This window comes from Jeotgalibacillus proteolyticus (assembly GCF_002926065.1).
Classification (GTDB): Bacteria; Bacillota; Bacilli; order Bacillales; family Jeotgalibacillaceae; genus Jeotgalibacillus; species Jeotgalibacillus proteolyticus.
The window spans coordinates 267,035-289,254 of the sequence record NZ_PREZ01000006.1; the positions used below are offsets into that span (position 1 = coordinate 267,035).

At 40.2% G+C, this 22,220-nt stretch carries 19 protein-coding genes and 1 pseudogene; 4 read left to right on the plus strand and 16 right to left on the minus strand.

What is annotated here, in order from left to right; genetic code table 11:
- Nucleotide 1: 1 nt before the first annotated feature.
- The 6 genes and pseudogenes from C4B60_RS16785 to C4B60_RS16800 form a co-directional block, all read right to left on the minus strand.
- Nucleotides 2–2,596: an N-6 DNA methylase gene (locus C4B60_RS16785; protein ID WP_342365048.1), complete on the minus strand. Its 2,595-nt coding sequence runs from the start codon at nucleotides 2,594–2,596 to the stop codon at nucleotides 2–4.
- 69 nt (nucleotides 2,597–2,665) lie between these two features.
- Nucleotides 2,666–3,256: pseudogene (locus C4B60_RS21905) on the minus strand (DEAD/DEAH box helicase family protein); the annotation flags it as partial.
- Between the two features lie 15 nt (nucleotides 3,257–3,271).
- On the minus strand, nucleotides 3,272–3,784 hold the full coding sequence (locus tag C4B60_RS21760; RefSeq protein ID WP_245154026.1) for a restriction endonuclease: 513 nt from the start codon (nucleotides 3,782–3,784) through the stop codon (nucleotides 3,272–3,274).
- Nucleotides 3,785–4,011: 227 nt separating this feature from the next.
- A complete protein-coding gene (locus tag C4B60_RS16790; RefSeq protein ID WP_167578689.1) occupies nucleotides 4,012–6,591 on the minus strand; it encodes a S8 family peptidase in 2,580 nt (859 codons plus the stop codon).
- Nucleotides 6,584–7,591 (minus strand): AAA family ATPase, encoded by a 1,008-nt coding sequence (locus C4B60_RS16795; protein WP_104059178.1) that lies wholly within the window; start codon nucleotides 7,589–7,591, stop codon nucleotides 6,584–6,586. Before C4B60_RS16795 ends, C4B60_RS16790 begins: the two co-directional genes overlap by 8 nt.
- 162 nt (nucleotides 7,592–7,753) lie before the next feature.
- The gene (locus tag C4B60_RS16800) at nucleotides 7,754–9,388 is read right to left on the minus strand and encodes a DUF262 domain-containing protein (RefSeq protein WP_104059179.1); all 1,635 of its coding nucleotides are present in this window, start codon (nucleotides 9,386–9,388) and stop codon (nucleotides 7,754–7,756) included.
- Nucleotides 9,389–9,745: 357 nt separating this feature from the next.
- Between C4B60_RS16800 and C4B60_RS16805 the strand changes: the two genes are divergently transcribed.
- From C4B60_RS16805 to C4B60_RS16815, 3 genes are read left to right on the plus strand one after another with little or no spacing between them, the layout of a single operon-like run.
- Nucleotides 9,746–9,967, plus strand: coding sequence for a hypothetical protein (locus tag C4B60_RS16805; protein WP_104059180.1), 222 nt, complete (start codon nucleotides 9,746–9,748; stop codon nucleotides 9,965–9,967).
- 2 nt (nucleotides 9,968–9,969) lie between these two features.
- Nucleotides 9,970–10,464 (plus strand): hypothetical protein, encoded by a 495-nt coding sequence (locus C4B60_RS16810; protein WP_104059181.1) that lies wholly within the window; start codon nucleotides 9,970–9,972, stop codon nucleotides 10,462–10,464.
- Nucleotides 10,465–10,488: 24 nt separating this feature from the next.
- Nucleotides 10,489–11,208 (plus strand): hypothetical protein, encoded by a 720-nt coding sequence (locus C4B60_RS16815; protein ID WP_104059182.1) that lies wholly within the window; start codon nucleotides 10,489–10,491, stop codon nucleotides 11,206–11,208.
- Nucleotides 11,209–11,412: 204 nt separating this feature from the next.
- Here the strand turns inward: C4B60_RS16815 and rlmH are convergent, their stop codons facing one another.
- The 7 genes from rlmH to C4B60_RS16850 all read right to left on the minus strand — a co-directional run bounded on the left by rlmH (nucleotide 11,413) and on the right by C4B60_RS16850 (nucleotide 17,537).
- Nucleotides 11,413–11,892 carry a 23S rRNA (pseudouridine(1915)-N(3))-methyltransferase RlmH gene (gene rlmH / locus C4B60_RS16820; protein ID WP_104059183.1) on the minus strand — a complete coding sequence of 160 codons (480 nt, stop codon included), beginning with the start codon at nucleotides 11,890–11,892 and terminating at the stop codon, nucleotides 11,413–11,415.
- Between the two features lie 102 nt (nucleotides 11,893–11,994).
- Entirely contained in the window at nucleotides 11,995–12,729 is a 735-nt protein-coding gene (locus tag C4B60_RS16825) for a glycerophosphodiester phosphodiesterase (protein WP_104059184.1), read from the minus strand.
- 19 nt (nucleotides 12,730–12,748) lie between these two features.
- Nucleotides 12,749–14,098 carry an ABC transporter substrate-binding protein gene (locus C4B60_RS16830; protein ID WP_104059185.1) on the minus strand — a complete coding sequence of 450 codons (1,350 nt, stop codon included), beginning with the start codon at nucleotides 14,096–14,098 and terminating at the stop codon, nucleotides 12,749–12,751.
- Between the two features lie 13 nt (nucleotides 14,099–14,111).
- Nucleotides 14,112–14,867 carry a carbohydrate ABC transporter permease gene (locus tag C4B60_RS16835; RefSeq protein WP_104059223.1) on the minus strand — a complete coding sequence of 252 codons (756 nt, stop codon included), beginning with the start codon at nucleotides 14,865–14,867 and terminating at the stop codon, nucleotides 14,112–14,114.
- Nucleotides 14,868–14,920: 53 nt separating this feature from the next.
- The gene (locus C4B60_RS16840) at nucleotides 14,921–15,838 is read right to left on the minus strand and encodes a carbohydrate ABC transporter permease (RefSeq protein ID WP_245154036.1); all 918 of its coding nucleotides are present in this window, start codon (nucleotides 15,836–15,838) and stop codon (nucleotides 14,921–14,923) included.
- Nucleotides 15,839–15,840: 2 nt separating this feature from the next.
- The gene (locus tag C4B60_RS16845) at nucleotides 15,841–16,953 is read right to left on the minus strand and encodes an ABC transporter ATP-binding protein (protein WP_104059187.1); all 1,113 of its coding nucleotides are present in this window, start codon (nucleotides 16,951–16,953) and stop codon (nucleotides 15,841–15,843) included.
- A complete protein-coding gene (locus tag C4B60_RS16850) occupies nucleotides 16,950–17,537 on the minus strand; it encodes a glycerol-3-phosphate responsive antiterminator (protein WP_104059224.1) in 588 nt (195 codons plus the stop codon). Before C4B60_RS16850 ends, C4B60_RS16845 begins: the two co-directional genes overlap by 4 nt.
- A gap of 357 nt (nucleotides 17,538–17,894) precedes the next feature.
- Between C4B60_RS16850 and C4B60_RS16855 the strand changes: the two genes are divergently transcribed.
- Entirely contained in the window at nucleotides 17,895–19,100 is a 1,206-nt protein-coding gene (locus C4B60_RS16855) for a sensor domain-containing diguanylate cyclase (protein WP_104059188.1), read from the plus strand.
- A 22-nt stretch (nucleotides 19,101–19,122) separates the two neighbouring features.
- Here C4B60_RS16855 and C4B60_RS16860 read toward each other — a convergent pair whose 3' ends face one another.
- The 3 genes from C4B60_RS16860 to C4B60_RS16870 all read right to left on the minus strand — a co-directional run bounded on the left by C4B60_RS16860 (nucleotide 19,123) and on the right by C4B60_RS16870 (nucleotide 22,220).
- Nucleotides 19,123–20,385, minus strand: a complete 1,263-nt coding sequence (locus C4B60_RS16860) for a S8 family peptidase (RefSeq protein ID WP_104059189.1) — start codon at nucleotides 20,383–20,385, stop codon at nucleotides 19,123–19,125.
- 430 nt (nucleotides 20,386–20,815) lie between these two features.
- Entirely contained in the window at nucleotides 20,816–21,607 is a 792-nt protein-coding gene (locus tag C4B60_RS16865; protein WP_245154027.1) for an STAS domain-containing protein, read from the minus strand.
- The gene (locus C4B60_RS16870) at nucleotides 21,570–22,220 is read right to left on the minus strand and encodes a cobalamin B12-binding domain-containing protein (RefSeq protein WP_245154028.1); all 651 of its coding nucleotides are present in this window, start codon (nucleotides 22,218–22,220) and stop codon (nucleotides 21,570–21,572) included. The genes C4B60_RS16865 and C4B60_RS16870 overlap by 38 nt, the downstream gene beginning before the upstream one ends.

Here is a 22,220-nt window from a genome sequence, read left to right on the forward strand (position 1 = left end):
CTTACCAATTAATTAGAGTAGGATTATTTAATAACTGATCTTTCTCGGTAATGTTTTCTACCTGATAATTAAAGTTTTCAATCAATTTTTTCACACTATTTGTTAACATATTTGATGAATAATTTGTCACCCACTCATCTCTACTACTACCAAATCCAATCCCTCTATCAATAAAAACACTATTTTCGTCATTTGTAATCGGCATATATTGCATGAATTTATCATCTCTTTGATTAATCCAGTTATTAAATGAATCAGGGATTATTTTTTTCCATTCTATATTAGATAACGTCTTCATATCTGAAAGTAGAGACAGCTTGTCATTCTTATTTAAGTAATCTCCAATATCATAATAAAATATTTCATGGTTATTACTGTTATCTCTAATTAAAAATGTGATGGCAACTCCTGTTCTACTGCCGGAATCGAATACGTTTCCACCTTCTTTTCTTCTTCGATCCCCCTGAGTTCTTGCGTCTCCTCGTAAATTCAATACGTAAATATAATTGAACTCTTCATGCCAACATTTTCTTAAACCGTCTGCTGTAATTCCATCAATAAAACCACTATTCGTAACAAATGAAATTAATCCTTTATCTCCAATTCTTTCTGAAGACCACTTAAATGCTCTAATATAAGAATCATATAAATTATTTTTATTTTGAGCTGTTGAGTATTTTGCATAACTATCACGAATCAAAGTATCTAAACTTGGGTATTTTTGATTTTGATTGTTATCATTCTCACTATTTTGCTTAGCAGAATAAGGCGGGTTCCCAACGATAGCAAAAACCGGTTCCTTTTGTTGACGTTTTAGACGTGAATTATTTTCATCAAATAACTCATCCATAAAGGAACTTTTATGCTCTGTACTCTCAAAAGTATCTGTTAAAACTATTCCTTCGAATGGTACATATTCTCCTCCATATAAACTATGGAACGTTTCTTCAATATTGATTGCAGCAATGTAATAGCTTAGAAGTACAATTTCATTTGCATGAATTTCTTGCGTATATTTACGTAATAAATCTTCTTTAAGAATTAAACCGCTTTGTAATAGTCGAGTAACGAATGTGCCTGTACCTGTAAACGGATCTAATACATGGACGCCTTCGCTAGCAAGCGATTTACCAAAATGTTTTTTCAATATGTCATCTACTGAATGGATAATAAAATCTACAACTTCAACAGGAGTGAAAACAATTCCTAAACGCTCTGTGGTTTCTTTGAACCCTACTTTAAAAAATTTATCGTACAGCTGGATAATAATATCTTGCTTTGCTTTTAAATTATCTACACCTTCAGCACGCACACGTACACTTTCATAAAATGACTCGAGCTTTTCCTGTTCTTTCATCAAGCCCTGATCATCGAGGATAGCTAAAATCGCATCTATCGCCTTCGAAACAGGGTTGTTATGCACAAAGCTATAAGAATCGAATAATGCTTCAAATACAGGTTTTGTAATTAAGTGTTGTGCTAACATTTCAATAGCTTGAGTTTCAGTAATTGAGTTGTTGATGTTATATCGTAAACTCTTAATAAACTTTTGAAATTCATTATAGGCTTTACTTTCTTTATCCTCTAGCATTACTCGTATACGCAGCATATGTTTTTGGGCAATCTCAGCTACATCTTTTGACCAATCTTCCCAATAACGCACATTACCTACTTTACGCACAATCTTTCCATAAATCGCACGTTCTAAATCCGATAAATCCTCGTCAGATAACATCAAAGAAGTTTGGTAAGAGGTTGGTTTTAATTCTCCTCCTTCAGGTGCATCTCCCACTCCTATAACTTGAATCTGATCTGGTTTCTTTTTGTTTAATTCAAGTTTATTAATCGTTGCATCAAATCGTTCATCTAACGAACGTAAAGCATTTAATACTTCCCAAACTACTCTATACTTATCATTATTATCTAAAACACTATTAGTATCTGCCCCTGCTGGAACCCCAATTGGTAAAATTACATAACCATAGTCTTTACCTGTAGATTTCCGCATAACACGTCCTACAGATTGAGCAATATCAATTTTTGATTTGCGTGGCTTCAAGAACATAATTGCATCTAAATCAGGAACGTCTACACCTTCAGTTAAGAAACGAGCATTAGAAAGAATCCTACATGTATTATTAGGTACTTCATCTTTTAACCAAGAGATCTTCTTGTTTTTCTCTAATGCATTCATTGATCCGTCCGCATGATCAATCTCAATTTCATATTGATGTTCAAACTCTTCTAAATCTTGGTACAGGTATTGATCAACCACATGAGTAAACATCTCTGTTATTAATTTTGATTCCCGAATAGTACCAGTAAATGCAATCGCTCTTTTCATAGCTGCGCCTAACGCTTCATCTGAATTGCTACCTCGGCGCACCAAACCATTCCAACAACCAATGATCTTTGTAACATCATCAAACTCTAACTCTAAATCATTGTTTGCAAGCATTTGCTGGAATCGACGGGCAATCATTTCTTCATCTACTGCTAGTACCATTACTTTATAATCTGTTAAAATACCTTGACTAATAGCATCACCGAATCCAATACGGTAAAACTCTTCACCATATAACTCAGTGTTATCCATATCTGCAATAACCACAGATAATTCGTCTGCTTTTTGCTTCGCTGCATCACCATAAACTCGTGGCGTAGCTGTCTGATATAAACGTTTAATTGTTTTGATATTTTCATCATAGTGAACTTTAGTAAAGCTACTATTTTCTTTACCTAATTCAGTTGATCCAGTAGTACGATGCGCTTCATCACACACGACTAAATCAAATTCATAGAAGCCTTTATTTTGAGCTTCGATAATTACATCAATGGATTGATATGTTGAAAATACTGTTAAAAAATCACCTTTACTATTACTATTTTCAATTCTCGATCGATACTCTAAAAGCTTATTGGTATCTGTAGTTGCTGGATAGCCAATATCTACAACGTTAATATCTGCAACATCATCATTACTCTCTTTTTTGGTTACTTTCCGGTCAGAACATACAGCAATTGCATCCATATTGTAGTTCGTATCTGCTGTCCAACTACGTAACGTTTGTGAAAGTAATTGAATACTTGGGACTAAATAAAGAACTCGAAAAACATCATTTTTCTTCTTTGCAAGTTCTTCAGCAATTGCCATAGAAGTATATGTTTTCCCTGTACCAGGAGCCATAATAAGCTTTCCGCGATCCATCGTTTCAAAGCCGTTCACAACCTCTTCAATAGCAGGGATTTGGTGGTCTCTTGGTGATTTCTTCTATTGAACTTTTACTTGTTCTGGTTTAGAAAAAGTGAATTCTGACCAATCAATTCTACTATCTTTAAGTTGCGTCAATGATATACGTGTAATTTCTTTATCTCGACCACTCAACGCTTCTTCTGCATTCTTCCCCCATCTGTCTGTTGATGTAATAATGATTCCTTTAGCATAAAACCTCTTACCGACCTCATTTAGAAATGAGTCAATATGTTGTTTCTGAATAATTGTATCTTCAGCATAATATTTACATTGAATCGCTACCAATAAACCTGTTTCACGTTCTTTAGCTACTAAATCTACACCCGTATCTGTTTTAGGAATACTATATTCAACTGGTACCTCATTTAATGTCCATACTTCATCAAATAAACGCTTATACATTGGTTCATTCTTAAAATATGTGCGTGATAATAATTCAAACATTGTTCCTCTATCACGTTGCGTTGTATAGTCTGCATCCATCTCTTTTACTAAAGATATAAAACTTTTTGAGCTTTTTAACTCTTTCACTAAATTCACCTTACTTTCAAATACTAATTTAAATTATTTTGCCCCAGTCGAGTACAAACATTTACTCCCACTAATAAATACCAATGAATAAGAGTAAAATTTCACACACATCTATAGTTATTTGCATTTCCTCAAAAATATAAAAATCGAAGAACCCTTATCATTCAATGATACTAGGGTTCTTTTTAATTTGTTAGAAGCAATATTATTTCTTGAGATAAATAAACCTATTGCCGTGTTCTAATTAATGTACGCAATCGGTCTTTCACCTCAGTGTATATAGGAATTTCTATACCTTCCGCCACTTCAAGTGTTACTGCTAGGGTATAGGGTATTTCAATCTGCCTTAACCCACCAGCATCCTCGCGACAACTAACTTTAATACTTAATGTATCTCCTTCAATAAAAGCTGCTGCAGTATCTCCTTCAAAAATTTCATGTTGCACTGTCCCTCTTTGAACAGCCCTTCCATCAGCCTCTTGTCTATTTACCTGAAGGATATCATTTTCTGAGTTAAACCACAGATGAGCTTGTCTATATTTTTGATTATTATTATTAAGCGGTGTAAACCAAGTTAGAGTAATTGTTAATCTCCTCTTAATTTTATTACTACTTAAAGAAGGAGGAAGTGGCACTTGATAAATATGCCCCTCTTCTTTTTTTAATCTACTAAATCCAATAAGAGTCACTTTTTGTTCAGAACCATTTAGTACTTTGTTTTCATCTACGAACCCATAACCTAAATACCTCGGTACTTGCTTATCTTTAAATGTAGAATCTCCTGGAGTTCTTAAAACTTGATTATAGAGATCATATGCTTGATTCCAACTTGCTCCATGTACTAATAAAGTTTTAAGCATCAGTACCCCATAATTTTTCATAATATCTGAGCCATTTTCATTACCACTTAATAAATCTTCAAGCATTTCATATATATTTGCAGCTGCTCTGGTAGCTAAAGCTGTCGCATTACTTGTTCCTCTTGTATATGCAACTTCGTTCAAATTCCCACTAGAACCAGGGATTGCAACTTTATGACCTGGAGCCAGTGTTGAATTTGCTAGCTCTAAAAGTGCGAAACCATTGTCTCCAATAACATTCTCTAAATATAATTGTTTACCACCTGAGAACAATACATCAGGTTTAATTGAATTTCTATAACCAAGTCCTACCCTACTATAAGGGCTCATTATTTCTGGATTTTTTATTAAATCAACACGCCTACCCAGAACTGAAACAGTAGATGCATCAGTATGACTTGCACCGATGCAAAGAGAATTTATCGATTCTGAAGGAGAGAGTATTCTTCTTTCAACTATACTATCAGATATAAACTTTATCAGTTGCTGTTCAACAAAAGGCTCATCTTTCACCTTCTGAAACTCGTCTCTTTCTATATCTAATCTAATTGCTCCAGTATGATTCCCTGCACTTACAATAAATAACACATTATATTTAAGTGATAAGAAATCCAATAATTTTGCCCAAGGACTTATTTGAAGATCAAAAGGTCTGGATAAATCTCCTATTGATATATTAATAACTTTAATATTAGGAGCTACAGGTTCTTCATCACCATCTCCCTCAAAAAGTCTTTTTACAGCCCTATGTATTAAATCCAATGGAAGAATATCTTCAGGTATATGCTCTGACCTTACTCCATAAGCATATGGGTTTGGTTTCATTATAGGTCTTACATATAGTGGCCTTTTTATCGGTAGATTTTGCGAATCAAGTTCCCCATGAATTATTAAGGATGCCATTGTGGTTCCATGTATCCTCTCACTAGCTTGGTAATCTTCTTCAAAATTATCAGGATCATCGATTATCAATCTATCTTTAAGTAACTGATGATTTTGTAGGGGTAACCCATCAAATAATGCTATAGCAGGGCTAAGAGAATCATCTATTTCATATGGATCAATATCTATCTCGTTTTCTTCTTCATTTATTGGAGGAAACTCTACAATAGTTTGTCCAACTGGACGAAAGTACATTATTGAATCTGCTTTAATTAACTTTATATTTGAGTCATTCTGCAAATCATCAAATATACTAATAGGTGTCTCAACTAGAATTGCATGATATGATATCTGTTCAATAGTACTTTCATAGATTACTTTACCTTGAGCAGTTTGTATTAATTGTTTTATATTGTTTGCAGCTTCTAATCTTTTACCTGAATTACTTCTAAACCATAACTCTATCTCAAACTTTATAGTTTCTTGTCCTATTTCTATCTTTTCATTTAAAACTTCAATTAGACCGGTATTGTAGAATCGATCTTGTACATCCCATAGCCTAATGTCTTTTAATTGCGAGAATAAATTTTTCCATTTACCGTAACCGTATTCAAATGGATCACCATCTTGATATTTCTCCCATAGAGATTTTAACTCTCTCATAGCCTGTTGATCAGACATCATTAAAAATAAACGACCATTTAATTGCTTATCCTCTACTTTTTCCCCATCTTTGACTTGATAAAAATCATCATCAGAATCAAAATACTCTTCAATCTCAGAGAGCCAATCTAAGCCTTCTATTTTCCTTACTGCATTAACAAAGTTTTCTATGGTTCCTACTGTTTCAAATACCAAAGCATATTCTGGATTTATTCCAGCCATACTTTCACTTATTTTTCCTCTTTCACTATCGAATGCACTTTCTAAACGTCTAAACTTAGGCAATATTCTACGTACTTGTTCATTATGTTCTGGATACCTTGTACTCCCTCTTCCTCCATTTCTTGTAGCCCTATCAACAGTTGTAGGATTTGGAAGCATTAAAATAGGCTTATCATTCAACATCTTCACCCCTTAACTCTGTTAATGAGAACTGACCTTTAAGACCATCCAACGCATTTTTGACTATTTTTCGCATATTAGAATTCGGTAGAGACAATACATACTTTCTTTTGATATCTAATCCAAAATCATTAAGGTTGGAAAAACTCAATCCGTTAAGATTATCCATTAATGTTCTTTTAGAATATTCTAATGACATTTGGTTATCCTGTTGAAATTTATCAATCCATTCTCCAACTTGTTTTTTACTTGGATTTTCTAACTCTAATTTTAATTGAAATCTTCGCCAGACTGCCCTGTCCAATAGTTCAGGGTGGTTTGTGGCGGTAATTACGATTACATGACTTGGGAGACGGTCAATTTGAAGAAGTAATGAACTAACAACCCTTTTTATTTCACCAGTTTCTTGAGTGTCGCCTCTTTCTTTACCTATTGTGTCGAATTCATCAAAAAAAAGTACACACTGCCTAGTCCGAACATATTCAAATAATGAATTTAACTTATTAGATGTTTCACCTAGGTAACTATCCATGATCCCTTCATACCTGACTGATATTAAAGGAACCATAAGTTCGTTAGCTATTGCTTCTGCTAATGAAGTTTTCCCATTTCCAGGGGGGCCGGCCAAAATTAACCTATTTCTAGGTTCTAAGTTATAAGACCTCAATAAATCACGCCTAAAATGTTCTTGTATTAACTCATTTATAGATTCCATAATCTTAGGTTCTAAAATTAAATCATTTAAGAATACATTTGGTGTAGTCTCAAAGAAAAGACTTTGGTTATTTTTATTCAGAGACAAAGTATTCGTTTTATTATCATTATTAAATAATTGAGACTTATTACTTTCTCTTAGTACATCCGTTAATCTATCAGCTAAAATGTTATGATTTTTGCTTCTTTCTTCAGCAATCATTGCCTCTACTGTCTTGTTAAAAAGTTTCATATTTCTTAATGAACCAGCTTCTACAAGCTTAATTATTAAGTCTGCACGTGCCACAACATACACCTCCTTTGAATTTTGTAATTAATCAATTTATTCTCGTTTAAATAATATACTCATACCCAATTATTTAGCCTACTCTATTCTCATGATAAAGCAGAGTCTTTAGATAATACACAAATGAATGGTTCTTGTTCCTTATATGGTAATTATTACTATTTATCCCTCAGACCTTAAGCCTTTTTGAGCACCAATCTTCTTCGGGATAATTCTTTTCTCAAGTTCTTGACTGATCTTCTCAGCACGCTTGTCAAAAAAAGCATCATAATCATCGTTCCAAATACCATAAGAATTTAAATCGTCAATAAGATGCGTTTTCATAGCTTTATCAAGGTCTTTATTTTCCTTTTCAAATGCTTTCATATATTTTGAAGGTGCTTGAGCACGGATTCTATTCTTATTTAAGAATGCATCTACAATAGTAATATTGACAATATGATTGATAAAAAATCCATCCTCACCCTTCTTCTGTAAAAAAGCCTTTGGAAAGAAGTGGTGATAATTTCGACTGTTAGCTTGCTTTAACCAATCATTGTTAATTCTTACAATTGAATTATCATTAAAGGATTTAGGTTCTTGGTATGCCATTAAACATAATATTGCTTTTATAAAGCTTCGGTTAGCACTGAACCAGCCGTTATTCTTTATGTTTTCTACACTAGTATCAACTTGAAAGTCATATCTAGGTAGCTCACTATTTATAATCTGATCTATTCTCTTTATGTCTTGTGCCAATTTTGTCTCTACCCCACTTGAATAACGCTCAGACAGTGAAACTCTCCAAAAGAAATCATCTAAATACTTTTTCATCTCATTAACCGGTTTATTTGGATGGTGATAGAAAAAATATGAAAATGGTACTACAAGAGCGTTGTAAGGTAGAATTTTTGAAACAGGGATACGAAAGTAGTCTCTAAAATAATCAACTGCCCTTTCGATAGCATCTACTGCTTTCTCCCATATATCTATAAAGGATTGCTTATTTAACTTAAGTATATTTTTCCTAGCACACTCTCCAACAAGTAGAATGGATATTGTTTGTAAGACTGTACTATCGGATATTGTCTCATAATCAACGTGCTCTAACCTGTTAATTAGCTTTTCAAATTTCTCTGCAAGGTCAAAATCCTGATCAGCATCATATGTTTTTGCCACCATTATTTCAAAAACTGTTAAGCTTTTACCACCAACGTTTAAGCGTGTAAACACTTCTGTTGCTACGTCAATAGATGCCTGCCTAAGTAAAATGGTAGAGAATCGATATGTATTTAATCTGTTCTTGTATTCTTCAAGTTTCTGATACATTGTTGTCGGATAGGCAGCAAGGACTGATATACCACCATGCAGTAAGTCTCTTAATGAAATAACATCTGTTTCATTACGCCCCTCTATATTTGTAATAATAATGGTCTCTTCCTCGTTCGCATTTAAATCTAAATAAATACCTGAAAAGTCATCAGATTTCTTATCTCTTTGAACCTGTAATCCTTTTAAGCTGGCATATAAGCTTGTCATACGCTGTTGACCGTCAAGGACATACTGAACCATTGATCCAGGAGGTGTGTCTGGAAGACTAGCTCCGCCAATATTCCTAACAGACCTTAACTTTTCTTGAGATTCCCAAAGTATAAAAGTCCCTATAGGGTAACCCTTGATGATACTATCTATTAACTTAGCAGATTGCTCCAAAGACCACACAAAGTCACGTTGAAATTGTGGTATCTTTATTATCCCTTTATCTATATCGTGTATTAGCGTCGAAAAAGTTATTGATTGTGGATCCGGTTGATACAAAATAATACCCCCTAAATTTACATTCTATCTTCTTTTTTAAGCATAACCCCTTCTTTTGTACAGGTATATAGTCTAACTACATTCTAAATGAACCTATAGATAAACAGAATGAATTTTACATAATTTGTAGTGTATCTTTGCTTGGCGAAGTCAGATATTCCTTATTATAGAATAAAAATGAGCATGTTTTTCTTTGGTACCACCATTTAAATATAACAATGGGGTACCCACCCGTTTCATGCCCCACCCCTTTTATACAAGTCGTTATTTATCCAATCGGATAGATAACGGCTTTTTTGTGTTTGACAGAGATGACTAGCGCGGTGAGAGGAGCGCAACTGAAAGGAGGTGGCAATGATGAATTCAGTACTAGCAACGATTTTAGTAGAGGCTAAAAAACGAAACAAGTGGGTTTCTGCTGCAGATTTAAAGAAGTATGGCTTAAACAAAATGGATCTTCACCAGTTAGAAGATGAAGGGTTACTTCTTATTTTTAATCATTTTGATGGTCACAAGGCTTTGAAACTTACATTGAAGGGATACCGTGTTTTCATGCAAGAAAATATGAGAGGAGAATGAAGATGTTTAAATCATTTAATAAAAGAATCGAAGAAGGAAGAGACTTATCTAAGAAAGAGATTCGTGAACTGATTGAATCACTACAGCAACAGTTGAATGAGGTTGATAGTGAGATACTGCTAACCATTGAGAAGAATGACTATGTGCAATTAACTCAGTTAATAAACAAACGGAAGAGGATCTATGATTTAAAAGCGGTTGTTGAAGACGCTTGTGAAGAGAAGAGCACTCATGGACTCACAAAAATAGTTCATGAAATCTTAAGGGATACTGCAAACTTGACTTCCATTAAAGGAGACGAGTGGGTTGATGCATGGCATGAGACGGTAGATAAGCTGAATAAGGGATCCCACCGAGCTTTGTCCAGCACTGTTGATTGGTCGCACAGTCTGCTTTCTAAAGGAAACAATCTGCAGCAGCGTATGAGTAAATCTACTATTCAATACACTGCAAAAGGTTTGAGCGCATTAGCAACTAAGCTCACTAATAAACATTAACCCATTGAAAAGAGGGGAAAAGATATGAAAAGAATTCAAGACAACATAGTTCGTTTCATAGATGGTGCAAATGATGATATCAAGTCACTGCCGAATATCGTATCATCTTCAACAGAGTCACAGAAGCGCATTGAACAGTTAAACACGTTTGTTGAGGATGTAATGGTTAAAGGCGTTGATTATGGCCTCATCAATGGCTTCTCTAAACCGACGCTGCTCAAACCCGGTGCAGAAAAGTTATGTGACGTGTTTGGCTTTTCTAAAACTGCAGAAGTTACTAATCGTCTTGAAGATTGGGATAGAGGCATATTCGCTTATGAAGTGAAGGTGACCCTCATTCAAAAAGAAAATCAGGTGATTGAAGCTGAAGGAATTGGTTCCTGCAATAGCAAAGAAGCATCCTTTCGTCAGCAGGATTCATTCACCATCGTTAATACGGTGTTGAAGATGGCTAAGAAGAGAGCGCTCATTGATGCCGTTCTGTCGGCAACACGGTCAAGCGGTATCTTCACTCAAGACATTGAAGATTTCCCTAAAAGCCAAAAGCCAACCGCAGATCGTAAAGTAACAAAAGATCAGCTGCAGTTGATCTTCAATATCGTTGATGAGATGAAGTTACCGACAGAAATTGCAAAAGAAATCCTGCAGAATGGCTTCAATGTCAATCGCAGTAAAGAACTGACACAGAATCAAGCATCAGACTTTATTCAGTTTCTGTTGATTTTTAAAGATATACACAAATGAACGAATGCCGTACCTGATAGCCATTGATTACAGATGCAATTGATGGCTTTTTTATTGCATAAAAAAATGAGTTCGTATTGGAAACAAACTCACCTAACTAATCTATTCAATTAACTTATGCCGAATACAATCGCTATAAAACTGTTCACTATGTATAAATCAATTACTAAGCATATTTGTTATATCGGAATGTAGTTATTATGATTATTTGTGATATGGCTCGTTTTTGCGTATTCTGAATGAGCGATACACTTGCTCTAACAAAATCAATTTCATCAACTGATGCGGAAACGTCATTTTAGAAAACGACAGGGCAAAATCACTTCTTTTAGTGACGTCTTCACTTAATCCCAGCGATCCCCCAATAACAAACGCAATCTTACTTTTCCCATAAGTCGCAAGCTGATCCATCTGCTTAGCCAGCTCCTCTGAAGTGAGCTGCTTTCCTTTGATTTCAAGGGTGATGACGTGGGTGTCTGGGGAGATTTTGGATAGGATGCGTTCGCCTTCTTTTTGTTTGACGATCTGCATGTCGGCTTCGCTTAGGTTTTCGGGTGCTTTTTCGTCCGGGACTTCGATGAGGTCGATGGTGGCGTAGGCGCTAAGGCGCTTGGTGTATTCGGCGATGCCTTGTTTTAGGTATTTTTCCTTTAGTTTTCCGACGGTGATGATTGAGATTTTCATGGTGATTCCTCCGATGGCTTGATGGGTTTATTGTACCATGATCGCTGCGTACGAAAACAGCCGCTCCTCCCAAATGGAAGAACGGCTGTTTTTGTATTCATTTTACTCAAGCAACATGGCTGCGAGCTCTTTTCGAAGCTTTGCTGGCTCGTCGGTGAAGATTCCTTCAATTGATGAAAGGGAGATGCCGTCAAGTTCTGACAGGTCGTTGATCGTATAGAGACGAATCGGAATGCCGGCCTGTGCTGCTTTTACGGCTTCCTTTGTGAACATGAAATCCTTTTTTGCATGAATGGCTTCAGCTTTTAGCTTTTGAGCAAGCTTTACCATGCCCTTCGTTTCATCCCACACAAGGACGGCAAGGCGGATGGTGCCATCAAGCTGTCTTACCCGCTTGAGAGTTTCCGGGTTGAAGGAAGAGATGACGGTGCGTTCCTTCAGGCCATAGCGGTCGAGCTGTTCGAGTACGATTTGTTCGATGCCTTCATACGGATACACATCTGTTTTTAATTCGACATTCAGCTTCATGTCCGTCCCCTTGATCCAGGCCAACACCTCTTCAAGGGTCGGGATTGTTTCTTCTTTGCAGGCGGCGTTCTGCCAGCTGCCTGCGTCGAGTGATTTCAGCTCGGCTAAGGTGAGATCCTTTACCTCTCCTGTGCCGTTTGTTGTGCGGTCAACGGCTTCATCGTGGATGACCACTGCTTTATGGTCCTTTGACAGCTGGACATCAAGTTCGATGCCATCTGCTTTTTCACGGACCGCCTGGCGAAAAGCGGCCATCGTATTTTCCGGGCACATTCTGCTTGCGCCGCGATGGGCATAAAGAGTCGTCATGAAGCTTCCTCCCTTGTGGTTAGTTTCCGTTTTTCAACGCATCGTTTTCGAGTGCGCGGTTGGTTTCCTCCACTGCTTTATCCAGTGCTTCCTGTGGGTCTGCTCCCTGGTACAGGCTTTCCATCGCATTCACAACGCGCTGACGTGCTTCAGGGAACACAGAGATCAGTGCGCCGCCTGTTGCAGTGTTGGCTTTCGTTTCTTTTAGCTGATCAACGGTTACTTTCAGCTGCGGGTATTCCTCCCACTGGTCGACAACCACCTGCTCATCGTAAGCTGCAGGGTTGATCGCAAAGTAGCCAGTATCAACATGCCACTGCGCCTGTACTTCGGCTGAAGATACGTACTTCATAAATTCCCACGCACCCTGCTTTTCTTCTTCTTCAATGTCACCAGCCATCCAAAGGGACGCGCCGCCAATAATGACTCCGTTGCGCTCAGCGTCATCCGGTACAGGAAGATAGCCTACTCCGACTTCAAACGGGGCATTATCAATCATTCCCTTTACGCCTGCAGAGGAATCAAGAATCATCGCTGCAGAGCCTGACTGGAACGCCGCTCTCATGTCATCCCAGTTTTGACCTGAATTATAAAAGGTTCCTTCGTCATACATATCCTTGATCAGGTTAAACACGTTCATTCCTTCTTCTCCGTTAAATACAGCTTCTGTTGCCTGGCCTGCGCGTCCGTTGTCTTCATTTACAAACAGTCCGCCCTGCGCTGCGACAAGCTCCTCAAAAAACCAGCCGTAATTTAAAATCGAAAAGCCTTTTTGCTCACCCTCTGTTAAAGCAGCTGCTGCTTCCTGAAGCTCGCTGTAGGTCATTGGAGCGTCCTCAGGGTTAAGCCCCGCTTCTTCAAATGCATCTTTGTTATAGATTAACACAGGCGTTGAGGAATTAAACGGCATGGAATACTGTACGCCGTCCACGCTGTAATAATTCGTAATGTTTTCTTCCCAAATGGACGTATCAAAGCCTTCTTCATCAATAAAGTCCTGCACCGGCTGAATATAGCCGGAATCGATCATAAATTTTGTTCCGACTTCAAATACCTGCATTAAAGCAGGTGATTCAGTCGTACCGGCAACGGTGTTCAGCTTCGTCAGTGCTTCCTCATACGTCCCCTGGAAAACAGGCTCAACCTCGTACTCATCCTGTGATTCGTTAAAGTCATCAACGAGGCTGTTCAGCGCCCCTTCAAGCTCTCCGCTCATCGCATGCCAGAAGATGACCTCTGTAGGCCCATCTGTTTCCTGAGGGGGTGAGGCGTTGGCTGAAGCGCCTTCCTCCGGTGTTTCCTCTGTTTCACTTCCACATGCGGCTAAAAGCAGTGCTAGTGCAGCTGATCCGATCCATAGCTTTTTCATATTGATTTCCTCCTTATTTTAGCGCCCCTTGTGTGAGGCCTTCCTGTAATCGTTTTTGTCCTGCAAATAAGAGAATAAGGGTTGGCAAAATGACAATCATGACACCGGCCATAACAACGCCCCAGTCGCTTGCGATTTCCTGGGTCTGCATTTGCTTAAGGCCGATCTGAACGGTGCGGTTTGCTTCATTGTTGGTGACAAGGAGCGGCCACAGATACATATTCCAGGCGGTTAAAAAGCTGTAAATGGCGAGTGTGGTCATCGTCGTTTTTGCGACTGGCAGTACGACTCCCGTGAAGAAACGGAGCTTGCTGATGCCGGCAATTTGTGAGGCTTCATACAGTTCTTTGGGAATGGTTTTAAACTGCTGGCGCAAAAGAAATGTTCCAAAGGCCATTGCAAAAAACGGGATGGAGAGGCCTGCATAGCTATTCAGCCAGCCAAGCGACTGCACGGTTTGAAAGTTTGGCACCATCGTCGCCTCCCACGGGATCATCATGGTGGAAATAAAGAGATAAAAAATCCATTCGCGTCCCCTAAATTCGATAAACACAAACGCAAAAGCGGCAAGGCTGCACAGGATGAGCTGACCGGCCATAATGAGCACCGAGACAAGGAGCGAGTTCCATAAATACATTAAAAGCGGTACACGCTCAAACGCAGCGGCGTAATTGACGAGTGAAAAGCTTTCCGGCCAGAATGAACCCTGAAGCAGCTCACCGCCCTGCATAAAGCTTATGAGAAAGGCGTAAAGAATGGGGAACACCATCACAAGTCCAGATACGGTGAGCGTTATATAAAGCAGAATCCTTTTTCCCGTGCTCACTGATAGTGCACCTTCCTTTCGCCGATTTTGAATTGAATCACCGTCACAATAAGTACAGCTGCAAAAAGAAGTACCGCCTGTGCACTCGCTGACCCGACGTTGTAATTAATGAAGGCATCCTTGTAAATGGAATAAACGATGACATTCGTTGACTCCATCGGCCCGCCTTTTGTTAAAAGATCAATCTGGCCAAAGGTCTGAAACGCGTTGATCAGGGTGACGGTTGTGACAAAAAATAAGGTCGGCGACAGCATCGGCAGGGTGATTTTTCGAAGCTGACAGGCATCGCTCACCCCGGCAATTTTTGCACTTTCATAAAGCGATGAATCAATATTTTGCAAACCGCCAAGCAGGATTAAAAATGCAAAGCCTGTATTCATCCAGATCGTGGCTATGGATACAGACAAAAGCGCATACTGCGGGTCAAGCAGCCACTGGATCCCCGGGATATTCAGGGCAGCAAGAATCCGGTTAAACAGCCCGATCGACGGGTTAAATAAAAACATCCAGATAACAGAAGATGCGGCGACACTCATCCCCATCGTGGCTGAAAACATCGTGCGGAAAAGGCCGATTCCTTTTAGCTTTTGATTCGCTAAAACAGCCAGTGCCGTTGCCAGCAGCACGCTTGCCGGGACGGTGTAGAGAACAAACAGCGCCGTTGCCTTTGCACTGAGCTGAAAGCTTGTTGATTGAAAAAGGGCAAAAAAGTTATCCCAGCCGACAAAGACGATCGGCACGCCTTGAGAACTGGTTAAAAATAAGCTAAGGTACACGGTTCTGACCATCGGGTAAAACAGAAAGACACCGAATAAAAGCAAAGACGGCAGAAGGAATAAAATTCCTGTTAGGAAATTGGACCATTCCCGTTTCCTCAGCTTTTTTTCATCAGAAGCCCTTACTTCCTGTGCCATCGTCATGACGACACCTTTTTCACCGCTGCAGGGATCGGACTGCGGTCCAGCCGTTTACCGTTTTTTACTGAGAAAAAGGCATAATGCTTGTTGTCTACGGTAATGCGGAGTTTTGTGCCAGGAAGAATATCATATTGCCCGCTCCATTTTGCGACCCACTGTGATTTTTCGCCAAAATCAAACGTGACGAGCGTTTCCGTCCCGAGCACCTCCACATTTGCCACCTGGACAAAAAAGCCGGGCTCGCTTTCTTTCGCGAGCTTGATATGCTCCGGTCTTATCCCAAGCATTACTTTATCTTCTCTAAGCAGCCATTTCTTTTCGTTTGGAATCGGCATCACCCAGTGGCCATCCGCTGTAAGCATGGAGTCTGATACCTCCGCTTCAATCAGGTTCATGGGCGGTGAGCCGATAAAGGAAGCAACAAATAGATTGTCAGGATGATTATAGACATCAAGCGGCCGCCCGATCTGCTGAACGCGCCCGTTTGACAGGATCATCATCCGGTCTGCCATCGTCATCGCTTCTGTCTGGTCATGCGTGACGTAAATCATCGTGAGCCCGAGCTTTCGCTGAAGCTGACGGATTTCTGAGCGCATTTTTGCCCGCAGCTTTGCATCTAAATTCGACAGCGGCTCATCCATTAAACAAAGCGGTGCTTCTGTCACGACTGCCCTTGCTAAAGCAACGCGCTGTCGCTGACCGCCTGAGAGCTCCTTTGGCTTTCGTTTCATGTAGGGAGTGAGACCGAGCATTTCGCACACTTCCTCGCAGCGCACCTTTTGCTCTTTTTTCGATATTTTTTTCACATGCAGTCCAAACGTGATGTTTTGTTCTACCGTTAAGTGAGGGTACAGGGCATAATTTTGAAAAACCATGGACAGGTCGCGCTCGCTTGGAGGGAGAGCATTCGCCCGTTTGCCGTCCAGCGCAAGCTCGCCTGACGTGATGGACTCAAGTCCTGCGATCATCCGGAGCATGGTGCTTTTCCCGCAGCCTGAAGGCCCGACCAGCACAAAAAATTCTCCCGGTTCGATCGTGACATCAATGGAACTTAAGACATCGATTTTTCCGTCATAGGTTTTTGTGATTTCCTTAAGCTCTACCTTTCTCATTGAACCACCTCCCGAAGCGGCTTCCATAAATGTGGTTTGCCGGTAGAAACAGCTGTTGCCCCGTGGTCGAGTGCTGCCTGCATTTGCGCCCGGTTTTGAATAAGTCCGCCTGTTATAATGGGAATTTCCGATTTTTGTTTGATTTTTCCGATCATATGCGGCACTACAGCAGGCATAAGCTCAAGACAGTCAGGCTGCGACTTCTCTGCGTTCTCAAGACCGTGCTCTACCGCATCTGAATCGATTAAAAACAGCCGCTGAATTGTGCTCAGCCCCTCTTTTTTGGCTGACTGGATCAGCGAGGATTTTGTGGTCACAATTCCAGTTGGCTTTACGTGTTTTGCGATAAATTTAAGTCCTTCCCGGTCATAGCTGATGCCCGGGATTTTTTCTATATGTAAAAATACATCGCGATTGTAGGCCTTTAAAAAATCCACATACCGCTTAATCACCGTCAGATCCCCGAGCAGTAAAAAGGCCGTTTTGATGTCCGTTTTACTAAACGCTTCAAGCTGCTTTGGCTCCTTAATCGAAGCAATCACCTGAGAATCCCGTACGTTATCTAAAAATAACTTCGCCACCATCTCACTCCTTATTTGGCCCTGAACATAAAAAATCCATAAAAACAAAAAGAGGCATCCTTGTCTCTCGTTTTTACGGTTCTCTGTTTGTCAGCCGATTTTCTATTCACTTGTCTTTCACACCTCTAACTCTAAAAGGAAATTATTAACTGGCTATTAAGCGGTTGTATAAAATTTGAAAAGGTTTGTAAATTCGGGTGGTGCCTTTCGAGTGGTGCCTGGCACGCCCCGGTTTTTGTCGATTTCAATTCGACGGGTGCCTGTCACGCCCCGAATTATGCCTTTTGAGCAGATTCAAACGACTGTTTATTGTTTCAATTAGTTAAAAGAGGGCTATATGCTACTAATGCATACTATTTAATGCAAAAGTACTATTTGTGTATTAATCTTTTGTTACTAGATAATAAGGCGGTGCTGACCATGCTGAATGAGTTGATTTTTCTTTTTTTCCCTTCTATAGTGGCTTCTTTTATTGTGTTTTTAGCATGGAGAAAGGATTTGCGCATCCTTCCTATTCTTTTATGGGTATTTGTCAGCACCATTCTTCTTACTGTATTCTTTATTGAGTCTATTTACCCAGATAGTTCCATTCCTGCTTCCGCTCTTTATGTAGGGCTGATGCTTACGATTCTGATGGGTTTTATTTTTAATAGGAAAATCAGTCGATCCTCTTCATCTGCTGAATTTAAAGCGCTCTATGAGGTAAACCCCTCTGCCATCCTGCTTATTTCTCATACAGGGGAAATCAAGGAGGCAAATCCTGCCGCCCATACTCTTTTTGATAAAGAGGCACTCGTGAAGCTGAATTTTAATAAGTTCTTACCTGAGAAGAGCCGCTTGAATTTCAATGCTCTTTTTAAAGCCCACGGAAAAATTCCTCAAACAGAAGCGAGCCTTACTACTGCCGAAGGAACAGAGAAGTTTATTATGATCGAAGGCAGCATGCTTACTAAAAAACAATTTGTTCTTTTTATCACGGATCTTACTTCTGTCAAAGAAAACGAAGAACGGCTCCGCCAGCTGGCATTTGAGGATCCGCTTACCGAGCTTGCCAACCGCCGCGCTTTTTATGAGCATACGGAAAAAGAAATGGCGCAATACGAGCATGTGGCAGTGGTGATTGTCGATCTGGATGACTTTAAGCAGGTAAATGACCGCTACGGGCATCAGATAGGAGATGCGTATTTAGTTCATACGGCAGGTATATTAAAAGCTTCTGTCATACAGGATGGTCTGGTGTCGCGGCCTGGCGGGGATGAGTTTTATTTGTTTCTCCCTTATACACTGGAAAGTGAAATCGAGCAGTACCTGGAAGCACTTCTTATCCAGCTGCAGCTGCAGCCGTTTTTACTAAATGGGCTGGAGGTTCCCATTTCAGCAAGCATAGGGGTAAGCTTCTCCATGCAGCATGGTAAGGATGTCGAAGCACTGGTGTTAAAGGCAGACCGCGCCATGTATAAGGTGAAGGGTGAGGGCAAAAACGGGTATTTTGTTTATGATGAGCTTGCGTTTGAAGGAGTGGAGCCTTCAAACGATAAAGAAGCCGGAGAGCTTTTTCCTCTTTAGGGAAGCTCCTCCGGCTTTTTTGTTAGTTTACTCTTGCAAAGCCAAACCCTGATGCGTAATCGTCACCTGTAGCAGCACCAATTCCGCCTTTAATATCAACCGCTCTTGCACGATTTTGAAGGTTTGTGCGAAGCTGTGCATTCGTCCAGCCTGGATTTGCTGCCCACACCTTCGCAGCAAGTCCTGCTACGTGAGGGGTTGCCATTGAAGTACCGCTGATCGTATTGTAGCCGCCATTTGGCCAGGTGGAATAAATGGATGCGCCTGGAGCTGAGATTTCAACATCGCCCTGCTGGATCACATAATCACCAGCTGTTGACCGGTAGCCGCGGGAAGAAAAGTCTGCAACGCGGTATGTACCGTTTTCCTGTCTGTTTTCAAGCGCTGCAACGGCAACAGCCTGAGTGAGGGCGCCAGGGTAGCCGATCGTGCCTTCTCTTGATCCGGAGTTTCCTGCAGCAGCTACAACAAGTACGCCTCTGCTGTAAGCATAGCTGACGGCACTTGAAATTAAGCTGTCATTTCCAGCTGAGCCAAGCGACATATTGATGACGGTTTTTGTACCGGTGCTTGCTGCCTGATCTGCTGCGTGACGAATTGCTGCTGCAATATCATCTGAATAGCCTGAGCCGTTATTGCCAAGCACCTTATACGCCCATAGGTTAGCACTAGGGGCAACACCATAAATGCCTCGTTTATCGCTTCCTGCATCCGCAAGAGCTGTTCCCGCTACGTGCGTTCCATGGCCGTTAACATCGGTACATGTCCCATTTACGAGAGGATTGCTTTGCGTAAAGTCCTTACATTGCTTCGCACGGTTTGATAGATCAGGGTGAGAGATCGCAACCCCTGTATCGAGCACTGCTACATTTATTCCCTGTCCGCCTGAAGTCGCTGTGAGATTGGCATTATTATAGATTGCTTTCATGCCCCAGGTGATCTGCTGCGTTGGAACCGCCATTGTTCCCACCTTTTTTGCCGAAGCACGTACATCGGTATCAATTGTTACCTCCTGTACCCTGGTAACACTCAGGTTTTTATTTTTCTGGAGTGCCTGAAATTGTTTTTCTGTCATTTCAGTTGAGAACCCGTTTTCCGTCAAATCCCACCGTGCCTTATACTGCTCTTTCACTGAGCTCTTCATCGTTTTATTCGGCGCTTCGACATAAACCCTGAACTTTTCAGCACTGTCCTTCGTCACGTCCTCAGCGCTTACAGATAAAGCAGGCATCACAAGACTAAAAGACAGCAGGATACTCATAAAGACTTTCTTCGACTTTCTCATTTTTAACACTCCTTTTTTACAAGTTTTTAAAGCTGAATTCATCCTATCAAATTAACTAGACTTTGGTTATCGGGAATTTTCATCACAAAACTATTAAGAAAAATCCTCTGACACCTATCACAACAGCTAATCAGAATAATATGCAGCCATAACGAAACGTGAAAAAAGCGTTTATTTATATCGGCAATGTTCATGTGTTAGGAAAACTAAAATAATACTGAAATAATTACTATTATTGGGAAAAAAGAAGGGAGAATCGGGTGGTGCCAGGCACTTGTCGAAAATCTTTTGCGGGGTGACACTTCGGGCGGTGCCAGGCACTTGTCGAATTGCACTTTCCCATGACACTCCCGCGCGGTGACAGGCACCTGCCAATCCTTGTCGAAACATAAAACATAAAAAAACCCACAGAGAGCTTCTCTCTGTGGGTTTATTTTGTGAAGTGGGTTTGGAGGACTTGCTTGAGGGATTGGTTGAATTCCATGAAGCCTTCCAGTGCGTATTTGTTTAGAGTTTTGGCTGTGTGTGGTTTTATGCCGATGATTTTGATGATTTTGCCGGTCATGACGTGAAGGGTTTTTAGGAGGCGGACGAATTGTTCAATGCCTTTGTCCTCTACGTTCCCAACTGCAGTAAAGTCGATAAGAACGTCTTCGTATTCTCCCGCAAAGACAGACTGTAGGCAGCTGTGGGAGATAACGTTGATTTTTTCCTCCGTCACATCACCAAATAGCGGGATCAGGCACATCTTATCGGTCAGCGGGATAAATGGACCCGACAGCTCATGAAGTCTGCTTAGGATCTGCTCAAGCTCTTCTCTTTGCTCATATAGCTCAAAGTCCGTTTCTGCCAGACGCTTTTGAAGAGACATCATTTTTTCGATCAATTGCATATTCGACTGGTCCTTCGGCAAAAGGATCATGCTTGCATGAAGTTCATTATCCCACGTCAAATACACTTCATATAGCGTAACAGGCGACGTGCGGGATTTCATATTGAGCTCCATCCGCACAACCGGCGCCTTATCGTTGCTGCTGTATCGTAAAAGCTTTTCATAGCTTTCATTGTCAACAATATGTTTAATATGATCCTCACTCAAGTCAAAATGCTCCATCGCAAGCGTGGAATAAAGAATGATTGTACCATCCTTGTCCAGCTTTAAAAATGGAAGAGGAAGCTGCTCATTAAAGTGCTGCATCTTGTTTGGATTTTGTTTGTTCATAATTCAGCCATTCTCTCATTTCCTTCAGATCCTTTAAAATGATCGTATTTTCAGAGCAGTAAGGCTTTAGATCATACTTCTCTGTCAGACGCCCGCCGACAATAACGACAGGAGGATTAGGAAGCTTTGAAAGCTCCTCAATGTATTCCTTAAGCTTTGGCAAATGATAGACGATCGACACCGATAAACCGACCACAGCAGGCTGCCAGGCTTCTGCTGTTTTTAAAATATATTCAACCGGAAGATTGGCCCCGTAATATTTTGTATCCCAGCCCATTTCTTCAAACAGGCTGTTAACCATCTTTAGCCCGATGTAATGCTGTTCTCCTTCAAGGCATAAAAACATAGCTTTTCGATTATTTTTTTCAGGACTGGCCAACCGCGCGTGAGCGAGCCTCGAAACAACATAATCACACGTAACCGTGGCTAGATGCTCGTCTGCTACTGAAATTTCATTCGTTTCCCACAGGTAGCCAATATGCTGCATAGCAGGTGTGATCATCGCGTGATACGTATCAAGAAGCGTGAGCTTTTCCTGCTCATTTATATACTTCCATGCTTTAACGGTATTGCCTTCTAGGAAATAACCGGCAAGCTCTTTTGGGCAATACAC

What these genes read in the sequence shown, in the direction of transcription:
- C4B60_RS16845 (WP_104059187.1), bottom strand. Translation starts at nt 16,953, where the DNA reads ATGAGAAAGGTAGAGCTTAAGGAAATCACAAAAACCTATGACGGAAAA.
- C4B60_RS16855 (WP_104059188.1), top strand. Translation starts at nt 17,895, where the DNA reads ATGCAAAAGTACTATTTGTGTATTAATCTTTTGTTACTAGATAATAAG.
- C4B60_RS16825 (WP_104059184.1), bottom strand. Translation starts at nt 12,729, where the DNA reads ATGACGACTCTTTATGCCCATCGCGGCGCAAGCAGAATGTGCCCGGAA.
- C4B60_RS16850 (WP_104059224.1), bottom strand. Translation starts at nt 17,537, where the DNA reads ATGGTGGCGAAGTTATTTTTAGATAACGTACGGGATTCTCAGGTGATT.
- C4B60_RS16840 (WP_245154036.1), bottom strand. Translation starts at nt 15,838, where the DNA reads ATGGCACAGGAAGTAAGGGCTTCTGATGAAAAAAAGCTGAGGAAACGG.
- C4B60_RS16860 (WP_104059189.1), bottom strand. Translation starts at nt 20,385, where the DNA reads ATGAGAAAGTCGAAGAAAGTCTTTATGAGTATCCTGCTGTCTTTTAGT.
- C4B60_RS16785 (WP_342365048.1), bottom strand. Translation starts at nt 2,596, where the DNA reads ATGGATAACACTGAGTTATATGGTGAAGAGTTTTACCGTATTGGATTC.
- C4B60_RS16865 (WP_245154027.1), bottom strand. Translation starts at nt 21,607, where the DNA reads ATGAACAAACAAAATCCAAACAAGATGCAGCACTTTAATGAGCAGCTT.
- C4B60_RS16835 (WP_104059223.1), bottom strand. Translation starts at nt 14,867, where the DNA reads ATGGTGTTCCCCATTCTTTACGCCTTTCTCATAAGCTTTATGCAGGGC.
- C4B60_RS16815 (WP_104059182.1), top strand. Translation starts at nt 10,489, where the DNA reads ATGAAAAGAATTCAAGACAACATAGTTCGTTTCATAGATGGTGCAAAT.
- C4B60_RS16810 (WP_104059181.1), top strand. Translation starts at nt 9,970, where the DNA reads ATGTTTAAATCATTTAATAAAAGAATCGAAGAAGGAAGAGACTTATCT.
- C4B60_RS16830 (WP_104059185.1), bottom strand. Translation starts at nt 14,098, where the DNA reads ATGAAAAAGCTATGGATCGGATCAGCTGCACTAGCACTGCTTTTAGCC.
- rlmH (WP_104059183.1), bottom strand. Translation starts at nt 11,892, where the DNA reads ATGAAAATCTCAATCATCACCGTCGGAAAACTAAAGGAAAAATACCTA.
- C4B60_RS16805 (WP_104059180.1), top strand. Translation starts at nt 9,746, where the DNA reads ATGAATTCAGTACTAGCAACGATTTTAGTAGAGGCTAAAAAACGAAAC.